This is a genomic window from Collimonas fungivorans Ter331, assembly GCF_000221045.1.
GTDB classification, from domain to species: domain Bacteria; phylum Pseudomonadota; class Gammaproteobacteria; order Burkholderiales; family Burkholderiaceae_D; genus Collimonas; species Collimonas fungivorans_A.
Window position 1 is genome coordinate 2,296,372 of the sequence record NC_015856.1, and the last position, 25,801, is coordinate 2,322,172.

General features: G+C 61.9%; 28 protein-coding genes. 10 read left to right on the top strand and 18 right to left on the bottom strand.

Annotated elements, in window-relative coordinates; translation table 11 throughout:
- Positions 1-8 precede the first annotated feature (8 nt).
- Genes CFU_RS10060 through CFU_RS10070 form a run of 3 tightly spaced genes read right to left on the bottom strand, consistent with a single transcriptional unit; the run spans position 9 to position 2,538 of the window.
- On the bottom strand, positions 9-896 hold the full coding sequence (locus tag CFU_RS10060) for a Dyp-type peroxidase (protein ID WP_014005932.1): 888 nt from the start codon (positions 894-896) through the stop codon (positions 9-11).
- Between the two features lie 44 nt (positions 897-940).
- Positions 941-2,254, bottom strand: coding sequence for a type II toxin-antitoxin system HipA family toxin (locus CFU_RS10065; RefSeq protein ID WP_014005933.1), 1,314 nt, complete (start codon positions 2,252-2,254; stop codon positions 941-943).
- Positions 2,251-2,538, bottom strand: a complete 288-nt coding sequence (locus CFU_RS10070; protein WP_148264797.1) for a helix-turn-helix domain-containing protein — start codon at positions 2,536-2,538, stop codon at positions 2,251-2,253. The genes CFU_RS10065 and CFU_RS10070 overlap by 4 nt, the downstream gene beginning before the upstream one ends.
- Before the next feature lie 257 nt (positions 2,539-2,795).
- On the opposite strand from CFU_RS10070, the gene tauA reads away from it, so the two are divergent.
- Genes tauA through tauC form a run of 3 tightly spaced genes read left to right on the top strand, consistent with a single transcriptional unit; the run spans position 2,796 to position 5,503 of the window.
- On the top strand, positions 2,796-3,800 hold the full coding sequence (tauA, locus tag CFU_RS10075) for a taurine ABC transporter substrate-binding protein (protein ID WP_041741678.1): 1,005 nt from the start codon (positions 2,796-2,798) through the stop codon (positions 3,798-3,800).
- Between the two features lie 9 nt (positions 3,801-3,809).
- Positions 3,810-4,625: a taurine ABC transporter ATP-binding protein gene (locus CFU_RS10080; protein WP_014005936.1), complete on the top strand. Its 816-nt coding sequence runs from the start codon at positions 3,810-3,812 to the stop codon at positions 4,623-4,625.
- Positions 4,622-5,503, top strand: coding sequence for a taurine ABC transporter permease TauC (gene tauC, locus CFU_RS10085; RefSeq protein WP_014005937.1), 882 nt, complete (start codon positions 4,622-4,624; stop codon positions 5,501-5,503). Before CFU_RS10080 ends, tauC begins: the two co-directional genes overlap by 4 nt.
- Before the next feature lie 60 nt (positions 5,504-5,563).
- On the opposite strand, the gene CFU_RS10090 is transcribed toward tauC, so the two are convergent.
- The gene (locus CFU_RS10090) at positions 5,564-6,298 is read right to left on the bottom strand and encodes an SDR family oxidoreductase (protein ID WP_041741680.1); all 735 of its coding nucleotides are present in this window, start codon (positions 6,296-6,298) and stop codon (positions 5,564-5,566) included.
- 201 nt (positions 6,299-6,499) lie between these two features.
- Between CFU_RS10090 and CFU_RS10095 the strand changes: the two genes are divergently transcribed.
- Positions 6,500-7,453: an AraC family transcriptional regulator gene (locus CFU_RS10095; protein ID WP_041743264.1), complete on the top strand. Its 954-nt coding sequence runs from the start codon at positions 6,500-6,502 to the stop codon at positions 7,451-7,453.
- Positions 7,454-7,463: 10 nt separating this feature from the next.
- Here CFU_RS10095 and CFU_RS10100 read toward each other — a convergent pair whose 3' ends face one another.
- The 8 genes from CFU_RS10100 to CFU_RS10135 all read right to left on the bottom strand — a co-directional run bounded on the left by CFU_RS10100 (position 7,464) and on the right by CFU_RS10135 (position 14,420).
- Entirely contained in the window at positions 7,464-8,648 is a 1,185-nt protein-coding gene (locus CFU_RS10100; protein ID WP_041741681.1) for a low temperature requirement protein A, read from the bottom strand.
- 153 nt (positions 8,649-8,801) lie between these two features.
- A complete protein-coding gene (locus CFU_RS10105; protein ID WP_014005941.1) occupies positions 8,802-9,353 on the bottom strand; it encodes an acyl-homoserine-lactone synthase in 552 nt (183 codons plus the stop codon).
- A 188-nt stretch (positions 9,354-9,541) separates the two neighbouring features.
- Entirely contained in the window at positions 9,542-10,228 is a 687-nt protein-coding gene (locus CFU_RS10110; protein WP_238531426.1) for an autoinducer binding domain-containing protein, read from the bottom strand.
- 337 nt (positions 10,229-10,565) lie between these two features.
- The gene (gene dbpA, locus CFU_RS10115) at positions 10,566-11,945 is read right to left on the bottom strand and encodes an ATP-dependent RNA helicase DbpA (RefSeq protein ID WP_014005943.1); all 1,380 of its coding nucleotides are present in this window, start codon (positions 11,943-11,945) and stop codon (positions 10,566-10,568) included.
- Positions 11,946-12,048: 103 nt separating this feature from the next.
- A complete protein-coding gene (locus CFU_RS10120) occupies positions 12,049-12,435 on the bottom strand; it encodes an SMU1112c/YaeR family gloxylase I-like metalloprotein (RefSeq protein WP_014005944.1) in 387 nt (128 codons plus the stop codon).
- Between the two features lie 68 nt (positions 12,436-12,503).
- Complete coding sequence (locus CFU_RS10125) at positions 12,504-13,034, bottom strand: chromate transporter (protein WP_014005945.1); 531 nt, start codon at positions 13,032-13,034, stop codon at positions 12,504-12,506.
- A complete protein-coding gene (locus tag CFU_RS10130; protein ID WP_014005946.1) occupies positions 13,031-13,603 on the bottom strand; it encodes a chromate transporter in 573 nt (190 codons plus the stop codon). The genes CFU_RS10125 and CFU_RS10130 overlap by 4 nt, the downstream gene beginning before the upstream one ends.
- A 25-nt stretch (positions 13,604-13,628) precedes the next feature.
- Positions 13,629-14,420, bottom strand: a complete 792-nt coding sequence (locus CFU_RS10135; RefSeq protein WP_014005947.1) for a methyltransferase domain-containing protein — start codon at positions 14,418-14,420, stop codon at positions 13,629-13,631.
- 172 nt (positions 14,421-14,592) lie between these two features.
- On the opposite strand from CFU_RS10135, the gene CFU_RS10140 reads away from it, so the two are divergent.
- Together CFU_RS10140 and CFU_RS10145 are read left to right on the top strand one after the other, a co-directional pair.
- Entirely contained in the window at positions 14,593-15,483 is an 891-nt protein-coding gene (locus tag CFU_RS10140) for a transcriptional regulator GcvA (RefSeq protein ID WP_014005948.1), read from the top strand.
- A 244-nt stretch (positions 15,484-15,727) separates the two neighbouring features.
- Complete coding sequence (locus CFU_RS10145) at positions 15,728-17,008, top strand: lipase family protein (RefSeq protein WP_014005949.1); 1,281 nt, start codon at positions 15,728-15,730, stop codon at positions 17,006-17,008.
- Positions 17,009-17,014: 6 nt separating this feature from the next.
- Here CFU_RS10145 and CFU_RS10150 read toward each other — a convergent pair whose 3' ends face one another.
- Genes CFU_RS10150 through CFU_RS10160 form a run of 3 tightly spaced genes read right to left on the bottom strand, consistent with a single transcriptional unit; the run spans position 17,015 to position 19,394 of the window.
- A complete protein-coding gene (locus CFU_RS10150) occupies positions 17,015-17,680 on the bottom strand; it encodes a hypothetical protein (RefSeq protein WP_041741683.1) in 666 nt (221 codons plus the stop codon).
- A complete protein-coding gene (locus CFU_RS10155; RefSeq protein ID WP_014005951.1) occupies positions 17,677-18,627 on the bottom strand; it encodes an MlaD family protein in 951 nt (316 codons plus the stop codon). Before CFU_RS10155 ends, CFU_RS10150 begins: the two co-directional genes overlap by 4 nt.
- A 14-nt stretch (positions 18,628-18,641) precedes the next feature.
- Positions 18,642-19,394, bottom strand: a complete 753-nt coding sequence (locus CFU_RS10160; RefSeq protein ID WP_238531427.1) for an ABC transporter permease — start codon at positions 19,392-19,394, stop codon at positions 18,642-18,644.
- A 238-nt stretch (positions 19,395-19,632) separates the two neighbouring features.
- On the opposite strand from CFU_RS10160, the gene CFU_RS23275 reads away from it, so the two are divergent.
- Positions 19,633-20,121, top strand: coding sequence for a DUF4019 domain-containing protein (locus CFU_RS23275; protein WP_014005953.1), 489 nt, complete (start codon positions 19,633-19,635; stop codon positions 20,119-20,121).
- Positions 20,122-20,153: 32 nt separating this feature from the next.
- Here CFU_RS23275 and CFU_RS10170 read toward each other — a convergent pair whose 3' ends face one another.
- The 3 genes from CFU_RS10170 to CFU_RS10180 all read right to left on the bottom strand — a co-directional run bounded on the left by CFU_RS10170 (position 20,154) and on the right by CFU_RS10180 (position 21,567).
- Positions 20,154-20,387, bottom strand: coding sequence for a hypothetical protein (locus CFU_RS10170; RefSeq protein ID WP_041743271.1), 234 nt, complete (start codon positions 20,385-20,387; stop codon positions 20,154-20,156).
- 5 nt (positions 20,388-20,392) lie between these two features.
- The gene (locus tag CFU_RS10175) at positions 20,393-21,187 is read right to left on the bottom strand and encodes a type 1 glutamine amidotransferase domain-containing protein (RefSeq protein ID WP_425304696.1); all 795 of its coding nucleotides are present in this window, start codon (positions 21,185-21,187) and stop codon (positions 20,393-20,395) included.
- 125 nt (positions 21,188-21,312) lie between these two features.
- Complete coding sequence (locus CFU_RS10180; protein WP_014005956.1) at positions 21,313-21,567, bottom strand: hypothetical protein; 255 nt, start codon at positions 21,565-21,567, stop codon at positions 21,313-21,315.
- A 219-nt stretch (positions 21,568-21,786) separates the two neighbouring features.
- On the opposite strand from CFU_RS10180, the gene CFU_RS10185 reads away from it, so the two are divergent.
- The 3 genes from CFU_RS10185 to ligD are packed head-to-tail and all read left to right on the top strand — an operon-like array spanning position 21,787 to position 25,800.
- The gene (locus tag CFU_RS10185; protein ID WP_050808540.1) at positions 21,787-22,365 is read left to right on the top strand and encodes a DUF4142 domain-containing protein; all 579 of its coding nucleotides are present in this window, start codon (positions 21,787-21,789) and stop codon (positions 22,363-22,365) included.
- Between the two features lie 37 nt (positions 22,366-22,402).
- The gene (locus CFU_RS10190) at positions 22,403-23,299 is read left to right on the top strand and encodes a Ku protein (protein ID WP_014005958.1); all 897 of its coding nucleotides are present in this window, start codon (positions 22,403-22,405) and stop codon (positions 23,297-23,299) included.
- 8 nt (positions 23,300-23,307) lie between these two features.
- Positions 23,308-25,800: a DNA ligase D gene (gene ligD, locus CFU_RS10195; protein WP_014005959.1), complete on the top strand. Its 2,493-nt coding sequence runs from the start codon at positions 23,308-23,310 to the stop codon at positions 25,798-25,800.
- The last annotated feature ends 1 nt before the right edge of the window (position 25,801 follow it).

Below are 25,801 nucleotides of genomic sequence, written 5' to 3' on the forward strand. Positions count from 1 at the left end.
GACCTGGCTCAGATGCCGATGCCGGACAGGTCGAGGCGGCCGTCCTGCAGCGGCGGGCACCAGTAGTAGCCGCCGGTGACCGGACGCGAAAAGCTGAACAGGGCGTCGACGATGCCGTCTTCGTGGCCCAGCATGCGGCGCAGGACGTTTTCGAAACGGTCGCTGGATTCGCCGTAAGCGATGAATTCGGTGCCTTGCTGCAGGCCGTTATCCCATGGCATAGAGTGGCGCACCATGTAGGCCTCGGGCGTGAAACTTTCCTGCGCCGTGCGTTTGGCGTGGGCCGATTCCGGCGCCTCTTCGATTTCCTCGTTGTCGGCAACCTGGCGGCCGATGGTGGCGTCGCGCTGTGCGGCGGGGAAACCGCGGAAGCGCGGCAAGTCATGGATCCAGCGTTGTACCGCGACAAAACTCGAGCCTTGGCGGCCGGCGCCGTCGGCCACCAGCGCGGCGGCGATGGCTGCTGCCGCCTTGGGGTTTTCGGTGCCGTCTTCGTAGCCGGTCAGGTCGCGTGTGTCGCGGTAGCGGAAAGTATCCATCGCGTCTTCCAGCACCAGCGCGTCGCCCAGCAGCTCGACCAGTTGTGCGGTGCGTTCGAACAGGCTGCTGCGGTCGCTGCCGCGCAGCAGGAACCACATGGCCTGCTGGGTCGACGGCGCGGCGCAGCCTTGTCCTTCAAGCGCCGGAAACGAGCGCAGGCCGCCGACATGCTGTTCCAGCGCCTGGACCAGGGGTTGGCCTAGTCCGACCACGCCCCAGTCCGCCGCAAAAACTTCGCGCAGCCGTATCAGCGCCGCCTGCGGGTTGTGGCCGCCAAGGCGAAATGTGAGTGAACGGCCGAGTGGTGCGAGTGCTTCCAGGATTCCTGGCTGGGCTTGGTCTGCTGTTGCTGGCATTGCTGATCCTTAATAAAGAAAGAGAGCGAGGAAAGGGTGTGATATTAGCGGATTCCGGCAGCTTTTGCGCTCTGCCGGGCCTGTCTTGCGCGCAAGCCGGCGATGATGTCGCGGCCCATGAAATATTCTGTCAGCCGGGTTTTCTGGTGCGGCAGCAACTGGCTGGCGGCAATCAGGGCGGGCCATGTCGCCAGGGCTTTTTTGCAGACCTCGCTGATCACCTGGCGCAGCGGCGGCTCCAGCAGGCCGCTGCGGTTGGCGAACGCGCGCAGGCTGAGCGGCGACAGGAACGAGCGTTTGGCCTGGCCCTCGGCAAATTTGAGGGCGTGGCCGCTGCCGTTCAGGTACACGCTGTACGCCACGATGTCGTAGGCCGGCGAGAATTCGATGCTGCCGTCGGCCAGGTAGCGGATGCCGAAATTTTTCAGGTGCGCGTCGTAGTTGCCTATCAGTTCGTTGACCGCAATGCGGCGCAGCAGCTCATGGCAGGCTGCTGTGCCCAATCCCGGCACGGCTTGCATCACCAGCGCCATGTCGGCATAGCTGGCGCCGGTATATTTCTTGTCGGGATCGACGCCCAGGATCTGGCAAAAATCTTCTACATGCAGGCGCCCCGGCTGGTCGCGGTCGAAGCGCTGCACCGCCAGGAATTGCTGGCTGTCCTCTGCCGCATGCGGATGTTCGGCCATGATCGCCGCCAGCGGCTGCAGGCTGGCGCTGCAGACGGTGACGCCGGCGGCCTGCGCCAGCTGCAGCGACAGGTGCTCGACTTCCGGCAGGTGGTCGTATTGGGCGGTGGGCAGCTTGCCGATGATGTGAGCGTCCTTGTGGCGGGTGCGGCTGACATACCTGCCGCCTTCCAGGATCAGCGCCAGTTTCGGCTGCATGCCGGAAATCGAGACGCCGTCCACCAGCGGCGCGGCGCTTACGCTTTCTTCTATTGCTTCCTTGTCTTGCGTCACCAGGCGCGTCATCGTGGCCCGCGTCAGCCTGGTCGGGATGGCCCTGACGGCGCCCGGCAAGTCGCGGCCGCAGGCTGCCAGCAGTTCGAAATGATCGTCTTCCGCGCATTTGCGCTCGAGCGCGATTTGCTTGCGCAATACGCCTTCCGGCAGCAGGTTCTGGAAGAAGGCGGGCAGCCGCATCTGGCCCGGCGAATTGAAAATCGCCGCCAGCGGATTAAGCAGCAAAGCCATGTCTTGTTGCGGCGTGGCGGCGCGCATCGAGAGCGACAAGGTCGGACGCTGCGGATCTTGCGCATAGGCGGGATCGACCTGGAAACGCACCATGTCGCCGTACTGGAACAGGACGCCGGCCAGGCGCTCCGCCACGAAAATATCCAGCGCGCTCAGGTTCATTTGCGCTCCGTTTGCTGCGCCAGCGCCGCGGCCACCAGGCTTTGCACTTCTTCCTCGGCCGGCGCTTTTGCGGCAATCGAAGACGCCACCGCCTTGGGCAGCAGCATCAGCTCCAGCCCCAGCTGGTCGGCCATCGTCATCAGGGTGCTGAGGCGGGGATCGCTCTTGCCCGACAGGACGCCGCGTATGGTCACCGCCGTCAGGCCGCTGGCGCGGCTCATGGCGATGATCGGCAACGCCAGCCGGTCCTTGGCCTGGCGCAGGATGGAAGAGAGTTCGCTCAAGGTTTTCATGGCGGTTAATAAACTATCTTTTATGGATTTAAGAATAGTATAGTATCTTTTTCTGAAAAAGATAGTTTAATATCTTATTAAGATAAAAGGATATTTTGCTATCTCTTTTGGAAGCTTGCCCCAGGCAAAAACCATATAAGCATTGCCGAAAACCTTCGTTCTGCAACTTGCCCGAATCGATTAACTTTGCGCCAAAGCCTCAGGGCTAATTAGTTGCATCGATCAATTCAATCACAATGAGGGTTTGCATGATTGCCAATATTTTCAAACGTTTGCCAGCCTTGGCGGCAGCTTCAGTCATCACTGTGCTGGCCGGCCAGGCCTGGGCCGCCGGCCAGGAAGTCAATATCGCCTATCAGACAGTGGTCGAACCGGCCAAGGTGGCGCAGGCTGACGGCGCCTATGAAAAGGCCAGCGGCTGGAAAATCAACTGGAAAAAATTCGACAGCGGCGCCGACGTGATAACCGCGGTGGCGTCCGGCGATATCCAGCTGGGTTACGTGGGCAGCAGCCCGCTGGCCGCCGCAGCGACGCGTGAACTGCCGATCGAAACCATCCTGATCGCGGCCCAGATCGGCCAGGCGGAAGCGCTGGTGGTGCGTAACGGCAGCGGCATCAAGACGGCGCAAGACCTGGCAGGCAAGAAGATCGCGGTGCCGTTTGTTTCGACCACCCACTACAGCCTGCTGGCGGCGCTCAAGCACTGGGGCATTCCCGCCTCCAAGGTGCAGATCCTCAACCTGCGGCCGCAAGAGATCACGGCGGCATGGCAGCGCGGCGATATCGACGCCGCCTATGTCTGGGATCCGGCGCTGGGCAAGGTCAAGGAATCCGGCAAGATCCTGACCGATTCGGCCGAAGTGGCCAAATGGGGCGCGCCGACTTTCGACGCCTGGATCGTGCGCAAGGATTTTGCGCAAAAACATCCCGATTTTGTGACCGCCTTCGTGAAAGTCACCGGCAAAGCCTATGCCGACTACCGCAGCCACGGCGCGGACTGGAAAGCCGGCTCGCCGCAGTTCGAAAAAATTGCACGCCTGACCGCCGCCAAGCAGAGCGATATCGCCGAACTGCTGGCCGGCAGCGGTTTTCCTACCCTCAGCGAGCAGGAGCAGCTGCTGAGCAACTCTACGGTCAAGGCGCTGGCGGCGACTTCCGGTTTCTTGCAAGAACAAAAGAAAGTGGAGCGCGTATTGCCGGATTACCAGCCCTATGTCAATCCGGGATTCGCCAAGCAAGCAGCGCTTCAGTAAGGAGTTCGCATGATCCGTTTGCAATCGGTAGGGGTGGTGTATCCCAACGCGGCGCGGCCAGTCTTGCACGATCTGTCGCTCGACCTGCATGACGGCCGGTTTACCGTGGTGATCGGTGAATCCGGCTGCGGCAAGACTACCTTGCTCAACCTGATCGCCGGGTTCCTGAGGCCGAGCTCGGGTTGCGTCAGCGTCGACGGCGCGGCGGTCACCGGACCGGGCGCCGAGCGCGGCGTGGTGTTCCAGAACGATACCTTGCTGCCATGGCAGACGGTGCGGGAAAATGTCGCATTCGGGCTGCGCCTGGCCGGGCAACCGCCGCAGCAGCGCCATGCCAGGGCGGACGAATACCTGGCGCTGACCGGGCTGCAGGATTACGCCAACGCCGCCATCTGGGAATTGTCCGGCGGCATGCGCCAGCGCGTCAGCCTGGCGCGCGCGCTGGCGGTCGATCCGCGTTTCCTGCTGCTGGACGAACCGCTGGGCGCGCTCGACGCCTTGACGCGCGAACACATGCAGGAACATCTGCTGCAAGTCTGGAAAGCTTCCGGCAAAGGCATCTTCATGATTACCCATAGCGTGGAAGAAGCGCTGTTCCTGGCGACCGACCTGGTGTTGCTGCGGGCGCGGCCGGGACGGGTGGAGAGCGTGCGCCAGCTCGAATTCGGCGCGCGTTTTGCGGCCGGCGAAGCGGCGCGCAGCATCAAGTCCGATCCGCGCTTTGTCAGCCTGCGCGAGGAAATCCTGGAGCAGCTGCTGCATCCCGGTCATGCTTCGAGCAACGCTTCCGGCAGCGATGCCGGATTGGAGGAGGCATTGGCATGAGTGAATTATCCGTGACGTTTTCGCCGCTTGAATTTGAATTGCCGCCGGAGCCGGAGGCATCGCCGAGCGCTGCCCGCCAGCGCCGAGAGGCGCCGAAAACCAAGGCCAGGCGCGCAGTTTCCGAGCGCAGCATCACGCTGCTGACGGTAGCGGCTTTGCTGGGTTTGTGGTGGCTGCTCAGCGCCCTGGCGCTGGTGCCGCCGCTGTTCCTGCCGTCGCCGCTGGCGGTATTGCAGAAATTCAAGGCGGTCGCGCTCGACGGTTTTGTCGACGCCACCTTGTGGCAGCATGCCGCCACCAGCATCGGGCGGGTGTTCGCGGCGCTGCTGCTGGCCATTTTCAGCGCTATTCCAGTGGGCATCCTGATCGGCCTGAGCAGCCGTGCGCGCGCGGTGTTCGATCCGCTGATCGAGTTTTACCGGCCGATCCCACCCCTGGCTTATTTACCGTTGATCGTGATCTGGTTCGGCATCGGCGAACTGTCCAAGGTGCTGCTGATCTACCTGGCGATTTTCGCGCCGCTGGCGATCGCCACCTTGCATGGCGTACGGCGGGTCGACCAGAACCGGCTGAGGGCAGCGCAGACCCTGGGCGCATCGCGCTGGCAGCTGATCCGTTTTGTGATCCTGCCGTCCGCGGTGCCGGACATATTGACTGGGATCCGCATCGGCCTGGGCGTCGGCTGGTCGACCCTGGTCGCGGCGGAGCTGATTGCCGCCACGCGGGGACTGGGTTTTATGATCCAGTCGGCGGCGCAGTTCCTGGTGACCGATGTCGTCATCATGGGGATCCTGGTGATTGCCTTGATTGCTTCCAGTTTTGAATATGCCTTGCGCTGGCTGCAGCGCAAATACGTGCCGTGGGAAGGCCGTGCATAGTTCCCGATTCAGGGAGGTGGAGCAGGCCAGCCGTGACCGGCTGGCCTGTTGTTTCATGACTTAGTTTGCACTTGCGGTCGGCCGCACCACGATCTCGCTGAGGTCGACGTCGGCCGGCTGTTCGATGGCGAACAGGATAGTGCGGGCGACTGCCTCCGCGCTAATGGCGATCTTGCGGTAAGCCTGCATTCCCAGCTTGGCGGCAGGATCGGTGATGCTATCGGCCAGCTCCGATTCGGTCACGCCCGGCGAAATCACCGTCACCCGGATGTTGTCGACTTCCTGACGCAAGCCGTCCGAAATCGCCCGTACGGCAAACTTGGTGGCGCAATATACCGCCGCGCTCGGCACCACCCGATGGCCGCCGACCGAAGCGACGTTGATGATCTGGCCGTTGCCTTGGGCTTGCATGACTGGCAAGGCAGCGGCGATGCCGTACAGTACGCCCTTGATGTTGACATCCACCATGCGCTCCCATTCGTCCACCTTCAGCTGCTCCAGCGTCGACAGCGGCATCACTCCGGCATTGTTGACGATGACGTCGACCCGGCCGAAGCGGCTTTTGGCGAGCGCCACGATATCTTCAAGCTGGCCTCGTTGGGTAACATCCAGGGCTTGATATTCTGCTATGCCGCCAGCCGTGCGGATCAATCCCGCCAGGGTTTCCAGGCGTTCGGTGCGGCGCGCGCCCAGCACTACCCGGGCGCCGTGTGCCGCCAGTATGCGGGCGGTGGCTTCGCCGATGCCGCTGCTGGCGCCGGTGATGATGACAACTTTATCCTTGATTCCAGACATGTGATTCTCCTTGATGTGGTCAGGCCCGCGCCGTCGGCGCCGGACCTGCTTATCAATATAGGGGCCGGGAAACTGCCTGGGATAGTCGCTTCGTCGCGACTTCTTGCCTGATCCTCCAGATATGCAGCTGGGCGCCGCCGCGTCCGATTGAAAAATAGTAGACTCGGTCAAACTCTGCAAATGCACAAAACGAGGCTGCAAATGGAAAATTCAGGAACAATCAAGGACAGCGGCGCTGATCATTTGGTGTCGATCAAGCAACTCGAGCTGGCGCGCCTGATCGAGCAATACACCGTCATCGACGGTACCCACCAGACGGCGATAGCGCCCCTTAATCTGGTGCGGCTGTCGCAGCCTTCGGCGCCGGCCCATGGCTTGCACAAGCCGGCCTTGTGCATCATTGCCCAGGGCCAGAAGCAGGCGATGCTGGCCGATGAAGTCTATATTTACAATTCGGCCCAGTACCTGGTGGTCTCGGTCGACCTGCCGGTCATGGGCCACGTGACGCAAGCCACGCCGGAATTGCCTTACCTGTGCTTGCGCCTGGACCTTGAGCCAAAGGAAATCGGCGACATGATCATGACCGGCGAGGTCCGTGCAAAAAAGCCGGATCTGCCGGCGCGCGGCATGTTTGTCAGCAAAGCCAATTCCAGCCTGCTGGATGCCGTGCTGCGCCTGGTGCAGCTGCTGGCGACGCCGCAGGACATCCCGATGCTGGCGCCGCTGGCAATGCGCGAAATCCTGTACCGCCTGCTGCAGGATGAGCAGGGCGGCATGCTGCAGCAGATCGCCATGTCCGACAGCCAGGCCCAGCACGTGGTGAAGGCGATCGAACTGATCAAGCGCGATTACCGGCTGCCGCTGCGGATCGAAAACCTGGCGCGCGAAGCCAACATGAGCTCGTCTTCGCTGCACCATCATTTCAAGGCGGTGACGGCGATGACGCCGCTGCAATACCAGAAGCAGCTCAGGCTGCAAGAGGCGCGCCGCCTGCTGTTCGCCCAGATCGGCGACGCCGCTACCGCAGGGCACCTGGTCGGTTACGAAAGCCCCTCGCAATTCAGCCGCGAGTACAACCGCATGTTCGGCTCGCCGCCGGCGCGCGATGTGGCGCGCTTGCGGGCTGCCGGTGCGGCGGTCGGTAGTCCGGCTTAGATTTTCTTGTTCATTCGGCGCGTCGCGCTGTTTGGGAGCTGCGCCGCGAAATGCTTTCCTGGATGGCGACGATGATCAGCACCACCGTGGTCAGGCCGGAGATCATCAGCTGGTCGGTGTAATAGGCGAAGGGGACCAATATCGCCAGCAGCGCCAGCCCGATCATGTGGGAAAACGGGAACCGGCGGTAGACCACGGTCTTGTAGATGCCGTTGCCGAGCAGGTAAACCATCGGTCCGCCGACCAGTGTCGCCAGCGATTTTGTCTCGATGTGTCCGGCCGGATGGGCCATCGCCAGTTCGTTGCCGACCGCGGTGATGATCACGCCGGCGACGATGAGCACATGGGTATAGTGGAAATACGCGCCTATCCGTCCGGGATCCTTGGAATGGACGATGGCTTCGGTGCCGGCCTGGCTGCTGGTGTCGAAATAGATCCACCACATCGCCAGGCTGCCAAGGAAAGCCACCAGGAAAGCGATCAGGGTCGGCGCATCCCAGTTCGCCATATGGCCGATGGTGGCGCCGGTCACCAGGATCGACTCGCCCAGCGCCACGATCACGAACAGCTGGCAGCGTTCGGCCAGGTGGCCACCCTCGATGGTCCAGTCCTGGGTACGGGAGCGTCCCATGCCCGGCAGCCACAGGCCGATCATCGGCGACAGGTATTCGCAAGCCACCGCCAGCGTCCAGAACAGCAGCCGGTACTGGCCCTGCGACAGGCCGCCGGCAATCCAGAATGCGCCCGAGATGCATAGCCAGCCAAGCATGCGCTGGAAGTTCTTGCTCAGCGCATGGTGGCGTCCCAGGTGCAGCACCACGAACAGGGTGCGGCCGATCTGCATGCTGGCGTAGCACACCGCAAAAATCAGGCCGCGTTCGCCAAACGCATCCGGCAATACCGCCGACATCACCAGGCCGACCAGCATGATGGCGAACAGCAGCACCCTGATCGGCATGGCGTCGGGGTCGAACCAGTTGGTCACCCAGCAGGTGTATTGCCAGACCAGCCAGACCGCGAACCACAGGATCAGGGTCTGGACCGCTCCCAGCAGCGTCAGGTTTTCCAGCAGGTGGTGGGAGAGCTGGGTAACCGCAAAGACATAGACCAGGTCAAAGAACAGTTCGACCGACAGTACCTTGGCTTCATGGCCGTCGCGTGCGCGCAATAGGTTGGCTTTGCCCCAGATGGCCATGGTGGTTTTCCCTCGTTGTGTAGATATTGTCATTCACAATAAGGGAGGTTTCCATCGCATGTCAATTGGCGCCGGTCGCGCCGTCGCCAGGCTTGATTGTGCACTTTATGCGCGCCCGGACTGTTACCGTGGAGCCCGGCAAGCCGGCGTGGTTCAGACGTCAATCAGGCAAGCGAAAATGCGATGGCCGTCTATCAGCATTGGCGGCCCCGAGCGGTGCGCCTTGAAGCCGCCGCGCAGCAGCCAGCGCTCGATGCCTATCGGCGAGACGGTGATCAGGCGCTTGGCGCCGCGCCGGGCGGCGCAGTCTATCGAGGCTTGCAGCAGCTGGTAGGCGTTGGAGGAGGAAACCTGCGCCAGCGGCGTTTCATTCTTCTTGCTGAAATCGACGGCGGCAAAACGCGACAGCTCCCACACTTCGGTGGTGCAGGGCGGCGCCGCGCCCTTGAGCAGCTGCGGGAAGACTTCGCTCAGCAGATAGGGTTGGTTGGTCGGCAGCAGGCGGGCGCAGCCGTTGACTTCGCCCTGGTTATCCTGCGCCACGACATAGACCGTATCGGCATGGTCAAACTGGTCCAGTTCTGCGCCGTCCTTGGTCTCCAGTTTCCATTGCAGGGTTTCGACAAAAACCTTGTGGCGATAGCTGGATATTTTCGAAAATAGCTCACTTGACAACTCGGCAGCGGCCCCGGAAATGACGTTCATCAGTAGTGTCCTTAGTCAGTATTGGTGAATTAATTTTGAAATGCATGGGGCGCTCGGCGTAACTGTCAAGGTTGACAGGTAGGAGGCGACGGGGAATCAGACAGGGAATGGGCAAAAAAAATCCGGCCAGGGCCGGATTGACAGGGGTTGCGTCGGATTCCGGCGCTTGGGGGCAGCGCCGGTTGCGGTTACAGGATGCCGAGCCTGGCGGCCTTGATGGCCGCTGCGGTCTTGTTGGTGGCGTTGAGTTTTTTCAAGGTGTTCGAGATATGGAAATTCACCGTGCGGTCGGTGATGTTCATGATCTCGCTGACTTCGCCCGAAGTCTTGCCGTCGGCGGTCCAGCGCAGCACTTCGATTTCTCGCGAAGTCAGCTGGGTGGCGGCTTCCGGCATGTGTTTTTCGATCAGCAGCAGCGACAGGCCTTCATGCGCAACTCCCACCAGCCATGACAGCTTGAGTGAAATTTCGCGCAATTCCTTGTGCGAGACGCTGTCGTCCGAACGCGACAGGTTGAGCAGGCCCGAGATGCCTTTGGCGTCATGGCAGGATTGCGCCCAGCCTGCGTGCAGGCCGTGCGAACGTGCATCTTCCCAGAACGAACGGTTGCTGGCGACGTGCTTGTCGGACCAGACCATCGGCAGGTTCGAGTGCCTGCCATGCGCCACGGTGGGGTCGATCTTGTCGTAGCGCTCCTGCATGTAGCGCTGCTGCCAGGTGGTGGGGTAGTTGTTCAGGCTGACTACCTTGGGCTCGGCCACCGGCCAGGGCAGGCGCATGTCGTATGCGCAGTAATCGAAGCCGAGCTGCTTGGCGACTCCGGACAAGGCGTTAAAAAGGACGGGCGCGGATTTCGCGCTCAACATAGACTGCATTTGTTGCTCTTGCCAACTAAACATACCTGCACTCCCGTAAAAAATGTGTGTTTTTCATGGAAGGAAATTCTTTTCTTCTGCTGCAAGACCGCAATCAGGCCATTGTCAGAGAGGGGCCTGGGAAACGGTATTGCAACGTCACATCAGCTAGCATTTGGAATCAAAACCTGTATGCCTTTTTTGGCTTCAGTTGCGGCGCGGGCCTCGGATTTCCGCGCTCACAAAAAAGTTTCCATTAGGAAATTTAACACACTTTTGCCGCCGAGGGGATTGAGTGAACATACAAAAACAATTGTTGATTTGTTCACGTGTCTGATGCCGCCTGCGGCGCCTCGCTTCAGATGAACCGCATCTTGAAGTTCTTGCCCTTGATATTGCCGTTGCTCAGCTTGCCGAACGCGTGCTTGGCGATCCGTTTGTCGAGCGCCACATAGGTGACGAATTCGAACACGCTGATCTTGCCGACCTGTTCCTTGCTCAGGCCGACATCGCCGGTCAGCGCTCCCAGCAAGTCGCCCGGGCGCAGCTTGTCTTTCTTGCCGCCCATGATGCACAGCGTCAGCATGGGCGCGGTCAGCGGTTCGCCCGCTGCCGGTTCCAGCGCCGCCAGGTCGAACCAGCTGACCGGTCCTTGCTGATAGTCCTCGATCAGCTTGACCCATTTCTTTTCGTTCGGCGCGCACAAGCTCAGCGCCAGCCCCCGGTCCTGGCCGCGGCCGGTGCGGCCGACGCGGTGGATGTGGACTTCGGTGTCCTTGGAAACGTCGACATTGATGACCGCGCCCAGGGTCTGGATGTCCAGGCCGCGGGCGGCGACGTCGGTGGCCACCAGCACCGAGCAGCTCTGGTTGGCGAAGCGCACCAGGATCTCATCGCGCTCGCGCTGCTCCAGCTCGCCGTACAGCGCCAGCGCGCTGAAACCCTGCGCGCGCAATTCGTCGGCCAGTTCGCGGCAATGGATCTTGGTGTTGCAAAAGGCGATGGTCGAGACCGGCTTGTAGTGGTTCAGCAGCTGCGCCACGGCGGCATTGCGGCCTTCGTAGGAGACTTCGTAAAAGCGCTGTTCGATGCGGCCGGTATCATGCTGCGCTTCGACCTTGACCTCGACCGCGTCGCGCAGGAATTCGGCGCTGGCCTTGCGGATGTCGTCCGGATACGTGGCGGAAAACAGCAAGGTCTGGCGGCGCGCCGGGCAGGCGCTGACGATGCCCGAGATTTCTTCGTAGAACCCCATGTCGACCATGCGGTCGGCTTCGTCCAGCACCAGCGTCTGCACGGTGCCGAGGTTGATGCTGCCGCGGCCGATGTGGTCGCGGATGCGTCCCGGGGTGCCGACGATGATATGCGCGCCATGCTCCAGCGAACCGATCTGCGGGCCCATCGGCGTGCCGCCGCACAAGGTCAGGATCTTGACGTTGTCGGCAAAGCGCGCCAGCCGCCGCAGTTCCTTGGCGACCTGGTCCGCCAGCTCGCGCGTAGGGCACAGCACCAGCGCCTGGATCGCGAAATAGCTGGGGTTGAGCTTGTGCAGGATGCCGATGCCGAAAGCCGCGGTCTTGCCGCTGCCGGTCTTGGCCTGGGCGATCAGGTCGCGCCGCTCGAGGATCACCGGCAGGCTCTGCGCCTGGATGGTGGTCATTTCATGGTAGCCGAGGCTATCCAGGTTGCTGAGTAACGCCGGCGCCAGCGGGAGGGTGGAGAAAGAAGAGGTTTTCACGATGAGGTTGTCGCCAGCTTAAAAGGGAGGGAAGTCTAACAGGTGGGCGGGCTTAGGACCAGTGTAATGCCGCCATGCTTGTCAGAACGACTACTCGGACTGTTCATTGCTCATACAGCTCCAGCGGCAATCCGTCGGGGTCGGCGAAAAAAGTGAAGCGCTTGCCGGTGAATTCGTCGATACGGATGTCTTCCACGGCGATGCCCTGGCCGCGCAGTTCCTGGACGGCAGCGGCTACGTCGGGCACGCGGAACGCCAGGTGGCGCAAGCCGCAGGCTTCCGGCCGGCTCGGGCGCGGCGGTGGCGAAGGGAAGGAAAACAGCTCTATCTGCACGCCGTCCGGGGTGCGCAGGTCGAGTTTGTAGGAGTCGCGCTGCTCACGGTAGGTTTCGGCGACGATGGCCAGGCCCAGCAGCTCGGTATAAAAACGCCTGGAACGCTGGTAATCGGAGGCGATGATGGCGACGTGGTGGATGCCGGAAATTTGCATGGATGGTCGGGCGGGAGTGACCGCAGTGTGAAAATGGCCGCCAGCGTACGGCGGCTGTCCAGTCCTGACTATACCTGACCTATCCCGCTCAAGCCTAGCAGCGCGCCTGCCGCCAGCACCCAGAGCGGATGCACTTTGCTCTTGTAGGTAAGCAGGGCGCAGGCGGCGGCGATTGCCGCCAGGCCCCAGGCATGGGTCGAGGCTTCGGTAATCAGGGCGGCGCTGGCGGCCACCAGGCCGACCGTCATCGGCACCAGCCCGGCTTGCACCGTGGCGCGCCACGGACGGTCCTTGAAGCGTTGCCACAGGTGCAGCACCACGCCGGTGAGCAGCGACGACGGACCGAACTTGGCCAGGCTGGTGACCAGCACGCCGGGCCAGCCGGCGACATGCCAGCCGACCAGCGTCACCACCATCATGTTCGGACCTGGCGCGGCTTGCGCCAGGGCGAACATGGCGCTGAAATCCTGGGGCGACATCCAGTGGTGGATGTCGACTACCTGGCGCTGCATTTCCGGCAGGATGGTATTGCCGCCGCCAAAAGCCAGCAGCGACAGCTGGCTGAAAATCGTTGCAAGGGCGAGCAGGGTATCGGTCATGACGGCAGCTTCCAGACGGCGATCACGCTGAGCGGGGCCAGCACCAGCATGGTCGGCAGCAAAGGCAGGCGCAGCAGGGCGATCGAGATAAAAAACAGGCTGGCGATGAACAGCGGCAGCGGTTTTTTGAGGATCGGAACCAGCATTTTCAGCGCCATCGAGATCAGCAGGCCGGAAGCTGCCGCGGCCAGGCCGGCGAACAGATGCTGCACCGAGGGATTGTCCTGGAAGCGCTGGTAGACCACGCCGAGCCCAATCACGATCGCCGATGGCGCTAAGATCAGTCCCAGCAGGGACGCCAAGGCGCCGCCGACGCCGCGGAAGTGCAAGCCTATCGCCACCGACAGGTTGATGATGTTGCCGCCCGGCAGAAACTGGCACAAGCCAAGCATGTCGGTGAATTGCACCGGGTTCAGCCAGCGGCGCTGCTCGACGATCATGCGGCGCGCCAGCGGCAGCACGCCGCCGAAGCCGATCAGCCCGAGTGTCAGGAAGCCGAAGAACAGCTCGCGGGTGGAAGGCGCGGCGGGCGTTAGGTCTTGGTCAGTAGCGATGGATTCTGTAGTCATTGTGCGGTCACTGTGTATTTTTGGATCAGACGTTGGCGACGATGAAAAGCCGCTTGAATGGCAACAGTGTGACGCCGTTTTCGCGTTGCGGATAGGCTTCCCGCATCGTTTCCGCATAGGCGGCGCGGAAGGCTGCGCGCTTGTCTTCCGGCAGCGCTTCCAGGTAAGGCCGCAGGCTGGTGCCCGCGGCCCATTCCGCCACCGCATTTTCGCCGCGCAAGGTATGCAAGTAGGTAGTTTCCCAGATATCCAGCTTGCTGGCGCGGGAGCGCAGCAGGTCGTAATAGTTTTCCGCGGTCAGGATCGACGGCTGTTGCGGCACTCCGCGCAGGTGAGGCGCAAACGCTGGCGACCTGGCCAGCTCCGCCTGCATTTTCCTCAGCGGTGCATCATGCATCGCCGGCATCTGCACCGCCAGCCAGGCGCCGCCGCGCAGGAAAGACAGAAAGCGCGGGAACAAGGCGGGATGGTCGGGCAGCCATTGCAGCGTCGCATTGGAATAAATCACATCCAGCAATCCTTCTGGCTGCCAGTGCGCCAGGTCGGCGCGCTCGAAGCGGCATTCCGGCACCGCCGCGGCGGCTGCCGCCAGCATGTTTTCCGAGCTGTCGACGCCCAGCACGTCGGCGGCCGGCCAGCGAGCCTTCAGCAAGGCAGAAATATTGCCGGTGCCGCAGCCGAGGTCGACCACGCGCTGCGGTTCCTGCTCCGGCACATAAGCCAGCAGGTCGAGGGCGGGACGCAAGCGTTCATTGCCGAAGTGCATGTACTGCTTGGCGTCCCAAAAATCTGTAACCGCATCCGTAGTCTTGTTCATGTCATCTCTCAGGATTTATCACAAGGGGCCAATTTCTCGGCGTTTTCCGGAGAAATCGGCCATTTCACTAAAAGAACTGGTAATTATTGATTCGATAGACGCATGTTACAGAAGCCTGGGGATCTTACAAATCGACTTTTTTACATGCCGGTTGTGATTTATAATCACAAGAATGTCCCGTAAACTTCCTCCCCTGCAAGCGCTGCGCGCATTTGAAGTCGCGGCGCGCTTTGAAAATTTCTCGGCCGCCGCCGAAGAGCTGCATGTGACACATGGCGCGGTCAGCCGCCAGGTGGCGGCGCTGGAAGCCTGGCTCGGCATGCAAGTGTTCCACCGCCTCGGCAAGCGAGTGCAGCTGACCGACGACGGCCGGCGCTACCTGCTGACGGTGCAGGCGGCATTCGACAATATCGCTGCCGCCACCAAGCTGCTGCGGGAATCGGGCACGGTGCGGGTGCTGCACATCAATGCCTTGTCGACCTTTGCCATGCGCTGGCTGCTGCCGCGACTGAGCGGATTCCAGCGCCTGTATCCGGGGGTCGAGCTGAAGCTGTCGACTTCCACTTCGCAGCAGCCGCTGGGCGAATCGGGCGAGCTGTTCGACGTTGCTATACGGCGCGGCCCGGGACACTGGCCGAACTGCATCAGCGGCGAATTCCTGGAAGAAAGCGAGCTGCCGGTCTGCAGCCCGGCATTGCTGGCGCGTGCGCCCATCCGCAGCGCAGGCGACCTGGCGGCGCATACCTTGCTGCATTCGGATACGCGTCCCGACGCCTGGCCGAAATGGCTGGCGGAAGCCAATGTAGCCCCAGCCCTGTGCAAGAAAAAACAATCGTTCGACCATTTTTACCTAGCCTTGCAGGCCGCGGTCGACGGCCTCGGCGTGGCGCTCGGGCCGTTGCCGCTGATTAGCGATGAGCTGGCCAGCGGCCGCCTGGTGACGCCACTGGCTGAACCGGTGATCCGCGCCAGGAGTTATTGGTGGATAGTGGCGCGGCACCAGGCAGAGCAGCCTTTGATCAAGCATTTTTGCGACTGGCTGCAGCAGGAATCGCTGCGCTGACGCGGTCCGGGTAGCGCGAATCTCGTAAATTATGATGCATAATGGCAACAGCCATTTTGGACTCGGCTCAATTTACAAAAACAGACTTCTTTCGGAACCGTAGCGAGCGTGGCCAAGACAAGGCGCCCGGAGCGCAGCAACCGGAGTGTACTTTAGTACATGAGGATTGCGAGCACCGCGCAACGCGGGATTGGCCAGGCGCAGCAGGTTCCGAAAGAAGCCTGATAAATGAGGAGACAAAGTCATGCGCCATACCCAGTTCAGCCATCCTTCGAAATTGGTTGCCGCCGCTCTGCTTGGTCTGGCGCTCTGCGCCTGCGGCGGTGGCGGCGACGATAACGTCGTGCCGCAATCGAAAGCGTTCACCGCCGATGGCGGCGTATCCGCGTTTTACCGCTGGAATGCGGTTTTACCCAGCGCGCCTGGCGTGCTGCTGCAGCAGGAACCGCTGCCGGCCAGCCAGGTGCTGCCGAATGCATCGCAGGCGGTGCGCATCCTGTACAGTTCGACCGACGGCGACGACGGCAAGACCGCCATCTACGTTTCCGGCGATCTGCAGCTGCCCAAGGGCGCGCCGCCGGTCGGCGGCTGGCCTTTGATCGCCTGGGCCCATGGCACGGTCGGCGTGGCCGATGTCTGCGCGCCGTCGTGGACGGTGCGCGACCCGCGCGACGTCGATTACCTGGACGCCTGGCTGGCGCAAGGTTATGCCGTGGTGTCTACCGATTACCAGGGATTGGGCACGCCCGGCCTGCATCCTTACTTGCACGCAAGGCCTGAAGCTTACAGCGTGCTCGACAGCATCCGCGCGGTTTCCAAAAATTTCCCGCAGTTATCCAGTTCGGTAGTGATCGTCGGCCAGTCGCAAGGCGCGCAGGGAGCGATCGCCACTGCCGCCTACGCGCCCAGCTACGCGCCTGAAATCAAGCTGCTGGGAACGGTGGCGACCGGCGTTCCCTACCAGCTGCAAAGCGTGCTGGCTTACCTGAATGCACTGACGGCGCAAGTCCCCACCAATGGCTTTACCTCGGTGCTGGGGACGCTGGAAGCATATGCGTGGCTGGGCTACGCCACTGCGGAGCGAGTAGTGCCGGGTTTCCTGCTGTCGGATCACCTGACCGCCAAGGGCAAGACGTTTTATGCGGTGGCGGCGAGCCAGTGCCTGGGGCCGATTGAAGACAACATCATGCAGAACAAGCTGGTCACTTCCGATGTGTTCAACGGCGACGTCACCGCCTGGGCCACGCAAACCCTGCAGTCGTCCAACTATCCGACGGTCAAGTTCGCGGCGCCGGTATTTGTCGGCACCGGCACCCTGGATACCGATATCCCGACCGCGGTCCAGTACCTGTTCGCGAAAGACGCCTGTGCTGCCGGCAGCACCATCGAGCAGCATTATTATCCCGGCCAGACCCATGACAGCACGGTGCTGGCCTCGCTGGCCGATTCCAAGCCTTTCGTGCAGAAATTGTTTGCCGGCTTGCCGGTCACCTCGAATTGCGCGGCGCTGACGCCGCCGCCCTGACAGGCGCTAAGGCTTGGCCACCAGGTCGATGCGGCGCTGGATGCGCGCCTGGGCTTCGCGGTCGGCCGCGGCCTGGGCGCGCTGCAGTTGCACTCCCAGCCAGGCCAGCAAGGGCCGGCGCCAGCCTTGGGCCGAGGCGGTATCGACGGCATTGGTGATATCCGCCGGCGTCAGCCGTCCGCTTTGCAGCAGGGCGGCGGCGGCCACCAGGCGCGCCAGCGGGTCTTCAACGCTGTCCATGCGACCGCTGCCGACTACCGCCCTGTGCTGGGGCGGCAGCAGGCTGGCATCCAGCCCCTGCCACCGGCCATTCAGATAATTTGCATAAGCGCGTTCGCCGGCGTCGGCGTCCGGCGCCAGCGGCTGGAACCCGGCGCAGTTGTCGAACTCCAGGCTGGCGGCGCGCGTGGCGCAACGGGTCAGCTCGGCGCGCGCCACCAGGTCGGCGCGGCCGGTGCTGGCGACAGCATCGCGGGCGCGCGCAAATTCCACATCGGCCACGCGCGTATTGCCGCTCAAATAGGCTGAGGAAAAACTCTGCAGGGAGCTAAAGGCATTGCCTTGCCACTCGGGCGCGGGCGGCTTGCTGCTGCAGGCGGCCAGGGTCAGCAACAAGGTCAGCAACAGCGCCGGCAATACAGCGCCGACGGCGAGGGGATGGGCGATCTTCATGGCAGTTTGAGCTCCGTATTGCGGGCGAAGGGCCATTTGCGGTTGATTTCGTCGACCAGCTGGGTCACCTTGCGCAAGCTGGCGTCGACTTCGGCGCGCAGCGCGCCCAGGTCGTTGCTGGCGATGCGGGCATTGCTGCCCACCGCCTGCGCCTCGGCCAGCACCGCATCGACCTTCTTGAGGCTGGTGCGGGCATCGCTCAATACATTGTTGAGCTGGACAATCGCGGCTTGCGCATCGTCCATCACGCCGCGCTGGCCGGGCTGGCCAAAGACGCGCTGGTCGGCCTTGGTCAGCAGCGCATTGACGCGGTCCAGGGTGGCGATGATTTTTTTGGCGTTCTCGTCGCCGCCGAGGGCGCCGCCCAGCACGCCGTATTGCCCGTTCAGGCGGCCGGTCATGGCCTGTACATTGGCCAGGCTGGTGTTGAGGCTGGAGTCGGCGGCGGTGATGGTCTGCAGGTTTTCCAGCAGTTCCCTGGCGGTCGCCACCAGGCGCGGAATTTCCGCCGCGGTGTCGCCGCGCAGTACGGTGCGCACCGAATCCGGCGGCAGCAGCGGATCGTCGAGCACGCCGGTAAAGGCGCGGATGCGGGTGTCGCCGACCAGGCCGCGCTCCAGCGTGAATACGCTGCTGGTGCGCAGCCAGTTGGCGTCTTTGCGCGGGACGTCGATCAGGATGCGCGCCTTGCCGTCCGCACCGAGGTCTATGCGCTGCACGCGGCCGATAGGAAAGCCGGAGAAAGTCAGGTCCATGCCGACCAGCACGCCCTCGGAATCGTCCGCCACCAGCACCAGGCGCTGGGTGCTTTCGAATACCCCGCGCGCATACATCACGTACAGCACAAAACCGCATACCAGCGCGGCCATCAGGATCAGCAGCAGCAACGCCTTGAGTTCAACATTGGCGGGCGGCCGGACAGGCGGGGAATCAGGGGCGAGTGCCATGGTTGTTTTCCAGATTAAATGTATTTCACCGCCAGCGCCCCGACCTCGATCAGGACCAGCACGAACAGCAGGCGCGTGGCGCCAGGCTGCAGCGTGGATGACAGCGTAGTGTGGCGGCGCGCGCTTTCAAGGATCGCAGCCGTGGGAATGATCGCTACCGCCAGCCCGAACAGCAGGGTTTTCAGGGCGAAACCGAGCGTCACCGCCGGATCGAACACCCGCCCCACGGTGCGGGTGTAGTCGAGCAGGCCCCAGGGAGTGACGCCGTAGACATTGACATACGCCAGCAGCAAGACAATCATGCCGCTCACTGTCGCCAGGCTCATTACCGAGAAGGCGCTGGCGATGACGCGCGGCACCAGGTCCTGCTGCAGCTGCGCTATGTCCGGCGCCGTCGCGCTCTGGCCGGCGGCGGTTGCCGGCAGCTGCGCGCCCTTGAATGCCAGGCCGGCGCGCAGCGCCACGAACAGCGCCGCCGACAACGGGATCAGCTCCAGCACCAGCACCCGCACCATCATTTCCAGCGCATAGCGCGATAGGCCGTAGCTTAGCGCGGTGACCAGCACGATGCGGATCAGCACCAGGCTGAGCAAGGTCGAAAGCAGGGTGAACCATGGCAGGATCTGCCAGGTGCCGCTGTAGATGTAGCGGTAGGTGGCGCTGCGGTTGGCCCGGTGATAGGTGGACGGCGACACGCCCATGGCCAGCGCGATGCCGACCAGGTGCAGCATGCGCCACCAGCTGTCCAGGGTGCGCAGGACAGTCACGGCCCATTGCTCTGGTTTTATGTAGCGGGACGGGGTTGGATACATAACTCAATGATAACGCAGCAACTCTGGAAACAGTCTTGCATCGCGTTCTTTTATTTAATGGAGCTGACTTCCCAAGGGGTGGCGGCCGGCTGCCAATAAAAACGGATATGCTAGACTTTCTGGCAAAATTCAGCCGCCGCCGGCCGCTGTCGATTTTCTGAAAACCCGGATCAATTTTCACGGAAAGAAAAAAATGACTACTTTGCTATCGCTCAAGAAGATTTCTTGCACTGCCGGATTTGCCCTGGCCGGCCTGTTCGCCGCGAATTCCGCATTTGCCCAGGGCACGGCGTCGATCGACGGCGCCATTGCTACCGCCTCGCAATGGATAGCGCTGGCCGACAGCAACCAGGCCGAACGGATGTGGAGCAGCAGCGGCACCGCCATGCAGAAAAGCACGAGCAAGGAAGACTGGCTGAAATACGTGAGTGCGGTGAAGACGGAACTGGGGCCGCTGAACAGCCGCCAGTGGGCGCAAATCGTTCATGTCACCAACCCGCCGGAACTGCCGCCGGGAGAGTACCTGAATATCGCGTTTGCCGGACGTTTTGCCAAAGCGCCGACCGTTGAAAAAGTGTCCATGGTGCAGGCCGGCGATAAATGGATACCGGTCGGTTACGTGATCACGAAATTCGAGCCGGCTCCGGCCGCAGCTGCTGCCGCCGCCGATCCTAAAAAATAAGGCAGCGCGCTTGCATTGGCGCAACGCGAGATTTATTTATTTCCTTGGTGTTTCATCGATCGCCGGACTACTTTTTCGACGCCGCGCTGTCCGTGCAGGTCGGTATCGACCAGGCCTTTGTTCAGGTCGGTCAACGCCTGTTTCATCTTCTTGCGCGGCCTGGCTGCCTGCTGGTCCGGGGTCTCGTCTCTTTCATTCGGCAGCAGCGGGTCGCCGTCCTTCTTGCGCGGTGTCTTGCCGTCCACATTTATCGTTTTCTGCGGCATGGCGTTCACTTTTGTCCGGGGTGAGATGCAGCCTGCTGCTGTTCGCGCAGCAGGCTGATGAAGGCCTGGTTGAACGCCGGGATGTCGTCAGGCTTGCGCGATGAAACGAAATTGCGGTCGCGCACCACTTCCTTGTCCAGCCATGTGCTGCCGGCATTCCTGAAATCGTCTTGCAGGCTCGGCCAGCTGGTCACGGTGCGGTCCTTGGCGATGCCGGCCGATATCAGCAGCCAGCCGCCATGGCAGATCGAGGCAATCGGCTTGTCCGCCTTGTTGATGCTTTGTATGAAGCCGCGCGCCTGCGGCGACATGCGCAGCGCGTCGCCGTTGACCACGCCGCCCGGCAGCAGCACTGCCGCATAATCTTCCGGCAGAGCCTTGGCCAGCGCCTTGTCGACGCTTACCCGCAGGGCTTTCTCGGTATGCTGGAAGCCTTGCACGCTCTCGCTCTGGTCGGAAACGACATGGACGGTGGCACCGGCTTCTTCCAGCGCTTTTTTCGGATCCAGCAGCTCGGCTTGCTCGAAACCGTCGGTGACCAGGATGGCGATGTTCATGTGGCTCAGGCTGGCTGCCGGCGGCTTGCCGCTGTCGACGCCGCCTTCTACCGCATTGCTGTTTTGATGGTCGGCCGCGGCGGCGGCCATGTCCGGCGCTTCGGCGACGCGCGTGATGTTGGAGGAAGCTACCGGGTCGCTGGCCGGGAACGACATTTCATTGGCATTGTCGAGTGTGATTTCATCGGGACTGTCGTGCTTGCCGGAACGGACATTTTTTTGCTGTTTGTCATTGGCGCTCATGGAGGTTCCTTGTAAATGTATAGGTGGCCTGGCGGTGGCCGGCTGCCGCCGCTCTCGGCTGCGGCTGCTGTGCTGCCAGGTTTTTTCATTGCGGTTGACTGCACTCATGCGCTGTCCCGTTGCAATCAAGGCCAAGGGGCCGGCGTCACCGGCAGATACTGCGGCTCGAAGTCTTCCGGCCTGCTGGCCGGCAACTGCGAATGCAGTTTGGCGCCAAGCAGCAATTGGATTTCATGTTCCGCCGCGCTGAAATCGGCCGTAGTCAGAGGCTGGTCGGGCAACGGCCAGTTGTCCATTGCCCATCTCCTGAGCTGCTTGAAGCGGCTGTTCAGTTCCTTGCTATAGTTGTCGCGTATCTGCGCTTGCGTAATGTCGCTCATGCTTGCTCCCGTTTTGCCGCATCGTGTAAATCCAGCTTAAGAGGGGCAGCCATGGCGGGCTATCGGACAGTCGCTGAATGTCGTGTAGGACATCGCGCCGAGTTGCCATGTTATCTACAAACCTCATCGATTCTTACAGCAGGGGACGGCCTTGTCTGATATTTTTCATATTGGGCGATGGGTAGAGTGGAGCTACCGATTCGCTACTTAGGAGCAACCATGATCTCGTCCTTCCGTCCGCAAGCCCGCCTGTTTCATCCACAATCGTCCAGGAAATTGATCGCCATGCTGGGAATCGCCGTCTTGGCTGGACTGGCGTTCAGCGCAAGCCAGGCGCTGGCGGCAGACAGCCTGGCGCGCCAGGATAAAAGCTTCCTGACCGATGCCGCCCATGCCGGCCACGCCGAAATCGATGCCAGCAAGCTGGCCCTGGAGAAGAGCAGCAATCCGGCAGTCAAGAGTTTTGCCGAAAAGATGATCGCCGACCACGGCAAGGTCGGCGACGAACTGAAGGCGCTGGCCGCCTCTAAAAATGTCAGCGTGCCGGATGAACCCGGAATGGCGCAAAAAGCAAAAATCGCAATTCTCGGCAAGCTGCAAGGCCCCACATTCGACAAGCAGTACGCCGGCATGATTGGCGTATCGGCCCACAAGGACGCGGTTAGCCTATTCAAGAAAACCGCCGCCGGCGCCAAGGACGCCGACATCAAGCAGTTTGCCGCCAGCAATTTGCCTGGCCTGCAGGAGCGCCTGGAAATGGCGACGCAGCTAAAGGCTAGCGTCGACGCTGAAAAATGACTGGCCGCATCTGAGTCTAGGAATATAGGAGCATGAGATGAGCCGGCGCGTGATCTGGAAAGGGGCGATATCGTTCGGCCTGGTCCATATTCCGGTCGCCCTGCATGCGGCGACGTCCGAGCAGGGGCTGGATTTCGACTGGCTGGACAAGCGTTCGATGGATCCGGTCGGCTACAAGCGCGTCAACAAAAGAACCGGCCGGGAGGTGGCGCGCGAAAACATTGTCAAGGGCATCGCTTATGAGGAAGGGCAGTACGTGGTCCTGTCGCAGGAAGAAATCGCTGCCGCCTATCCAAAGACCACGCAGACTATTGAAATAGAAGCGTTTGTCGCCGCGACGGATATTCCTTTTGTGTACCTGCAGCGGCCTTATTACATAGCGCCTATCAACAAAGCAGCCAAAGTGTACGCGCTGTTGCGCGAGATACTCCACAAAAGCGGCAAGGTCGGCATCGCCAAGGTGGTGATCCAGACCAAGCAGCACCTGGCCCTGCTGGCGCCGGTCGGTCCGGCGCTGGTGCTGGAGCTGCTACGCTGGGGCGACGAGGTGCGCAGCTGGGACGAACTGGACCTGCCGCCGGCGGGCAGCAAGGCCGCCGGCCTGACTGCCAAGGAATTGCAGATGGCGAAACAGCTGGTAAGTGAAATGAGCCAGCGCTGGCAGGCTGAAGATTTCACCGATACGTTCAAGGAACAGATCCTGAAACTGGTCGAGGAAAAAATCAAGGCTGGCGACACCGCTGCGGTCAGCGAAGTGGAAACAGCGTCCGCCGATACCGCCGGCGCAAAGATCTATGACCTCACCGAAATGCTTCAGCGCAGCCTGAACAAAAGCCCAGGCAAAGCCGCCAAGCCGCGTTCGGCCAAAGCCCCGGCCAGCAAAAGGACGTCGGCAGCCAAGGGCAAACCTTCCCCTAAACGTTCAACAGCCTGACGCCGCCCATGTCCGACCCATTGACAAGCTACAGGAAAAAGCGGGATTTCACCGTCACCCCGGAGCCGTCTACGGCAGGGCAGGCCAGCCGCGGCGGGCGCGCGTTCGTCATACAAAAGCATTGGGCCTCGCGGCTGCACTACGATTTCCGCATCGAACTCGGCGGCGCGATGAAAAGCTGGGCGATTCCCAAGGGACCCAGCCTGGATCCCAAGGACAAGCGCATGGCGGTGCATGTCGAGGACCATCCGATTTCCTACAACAGCTTCGAGGGGGACATTCCGGCCGGCCAATATGGCGCCGGCAAAGTCATCATATGGGACAAAGGCAGCTGGGAAGCTGTCGACGGCGACCCGCTCAAGCAATACCGGAGCGGCCATCTGAAATTCGAATTGCGCGGACACAAATTGCACGGGCGCTGGGCCCTGATACGGATGAAACCGGATAGCCAAAAAAAAGAAGCCTGGCTGTTGATCAAGGAAAAAGACGACTACGCGCGGCCGGCGCTGACGTACAGCGTTGTGGATGAAATGCCGGACAGCGTCGCCGGACTGGCTGTCAAAGAAGAACGGAAACCGGCCCCGGTTGCCGCCAGCCCGCGCAAGCACGCAAAAATGCCGGCTGGCGCGGTCAAGGCCGCATTGCCCACGCATCTGGCGCCGCAGCTGGCGACCCTGGCTGACGCCGCACCCGGCGGCGCGGGCTGGTTATATGAAATCAAGTTCGATGGTTATCGTCTGCTGGCCCGGGTCAGCGGCAAATCCTTGCGCTTGTACACGCGCAACGGCAATGACTGGACCGCAAAGTTACCGGCTTTGACAGCTGCGCTGCAACGGATGAAATTGCCGGCAGGCTGGTATGACGGCGAAATCGTCGTGCTTGATGAGCGCGGCTTGCCCGATTTCCAGCGCCTGCAGCAGGCCTTCGATAGTGCCGGCAGCGCTGCAGCCGTCAGCTACTACCTGTTCGACCTGCCTTTTTACGATGGTTACGATATGCGCGGCGTGCCGCTGCGTGAGCGGCGCAAGCTGCTGCAATCCCTGTTCAACACAAAAACGCCGGCGCCGGTCCGCCTCAGCGATGCGTTTGACGTCAGCGCCAAGGATATCGTCGCCTCCGCCTGCCGGATGGGCCTGGAAGGAGTGATCGGCAAACGGCAGGACTCCCTGTATGTCACGCGCCGCTCCACCGACTGGATCAAGCTGAAATGCACCCAGCGCCAGGAGTTTGTCATCGGCGGCTACACCGATCCGCAAGGCTCGCGCATCGGCATAGGTTCGCTGCTGCTGGGAGTGCACGATGCCCACGGCAAGCTGCGCTACGCGGGAAATGTCGGCACCGGCTTCGATGCGCGCGGCCTGGCGGCGCTGGCAAACAAACTCAAGGCAATATCCGCCGCCAGCAGTCCTTTCAGCGGCGCCACCGGACGCTATCGAAAAGTGCATTGGGTAGAGCCGCTGCTGCTGGCGGAAGTGTCGTTCGCCGAATGGACCGCCGACGGCCATATCCGCCATTCCGTGTTCCATGGCTTGCGCAGCGATAAACAGCCGCAGGCAATCAACCGGGAGAACGCCATGCATATTCCTGCCGCAGAGCCGCAAAGCAAGACGCTCGAATCGCTGAAAGTCACGCACGGCGAACGCGTGATCGACGCTGCCAGCGGCATCACCAAAATCGAGCTGATACGCTATTACGGCCTGGTTGCGCCGCTGATGCTGCCGCACCTGAAGGGCCGGCCGGTGTCATTGCTGCGGGCCCCGGACGGGCTCGCCGGCCAGCTGTTCTTCCAGAAGCACCTGGGCGAGATCAAGATGCATGGCGTGCGCCAGCTGGCGACGGCGCTGGACCCTGGCCATCCGCCCTTGCTGGAAATCGCCGGAGCCGGAGGACTGCTATCGGCGGCGCAAATGAATGTGCTTGAATTCCATACATGGAATGCGCTCAAGACGTCCATCATGAAACCCGACCGCATGACTTTCGATCTCGATCCCGGCGAAAAAACCACATGGGAATCGGTGCAGCAAGCTGCTCTGCTGCTGCGCGCTTTCCTGCAGCAACTGGAGCTGGAGGCCGTGATCAAGACCAGCGGCGGCAAAGGTCTGCACGTGGTGGTGCCGATCAAGAAACAGCATGGCTGGGATACGGTGAAGGATTTTTCGCATGCCATCGTGGATCATCTTGCCGGCGCTTTGCCGGATCGTTTTGTCGCCAGGAGCGGCGCGCGCAACCGGGTCGGGAAAATATTCGTCGATTACCTGCGCAACGGATTCGGTGCGACGACGGCGGCGGCCTGGTCGGTGCGGGCCCGGCCGGGCCTTGGCGTGTCCGTGCCGATAGGCTGGGATGAGCTGGAAAAAATCAAGGGCGGCGCGCACTGGACCGTGGCCGACATCCATGCGCGGCTGGACCAGGGAAATGCGCCATGGGAAGCAAATGGCTCCAGGCCGCAAAGCCTGGCGCGGCCCATGAAAATCCTGGAATTCAAACCGGCGCGGAAATAAG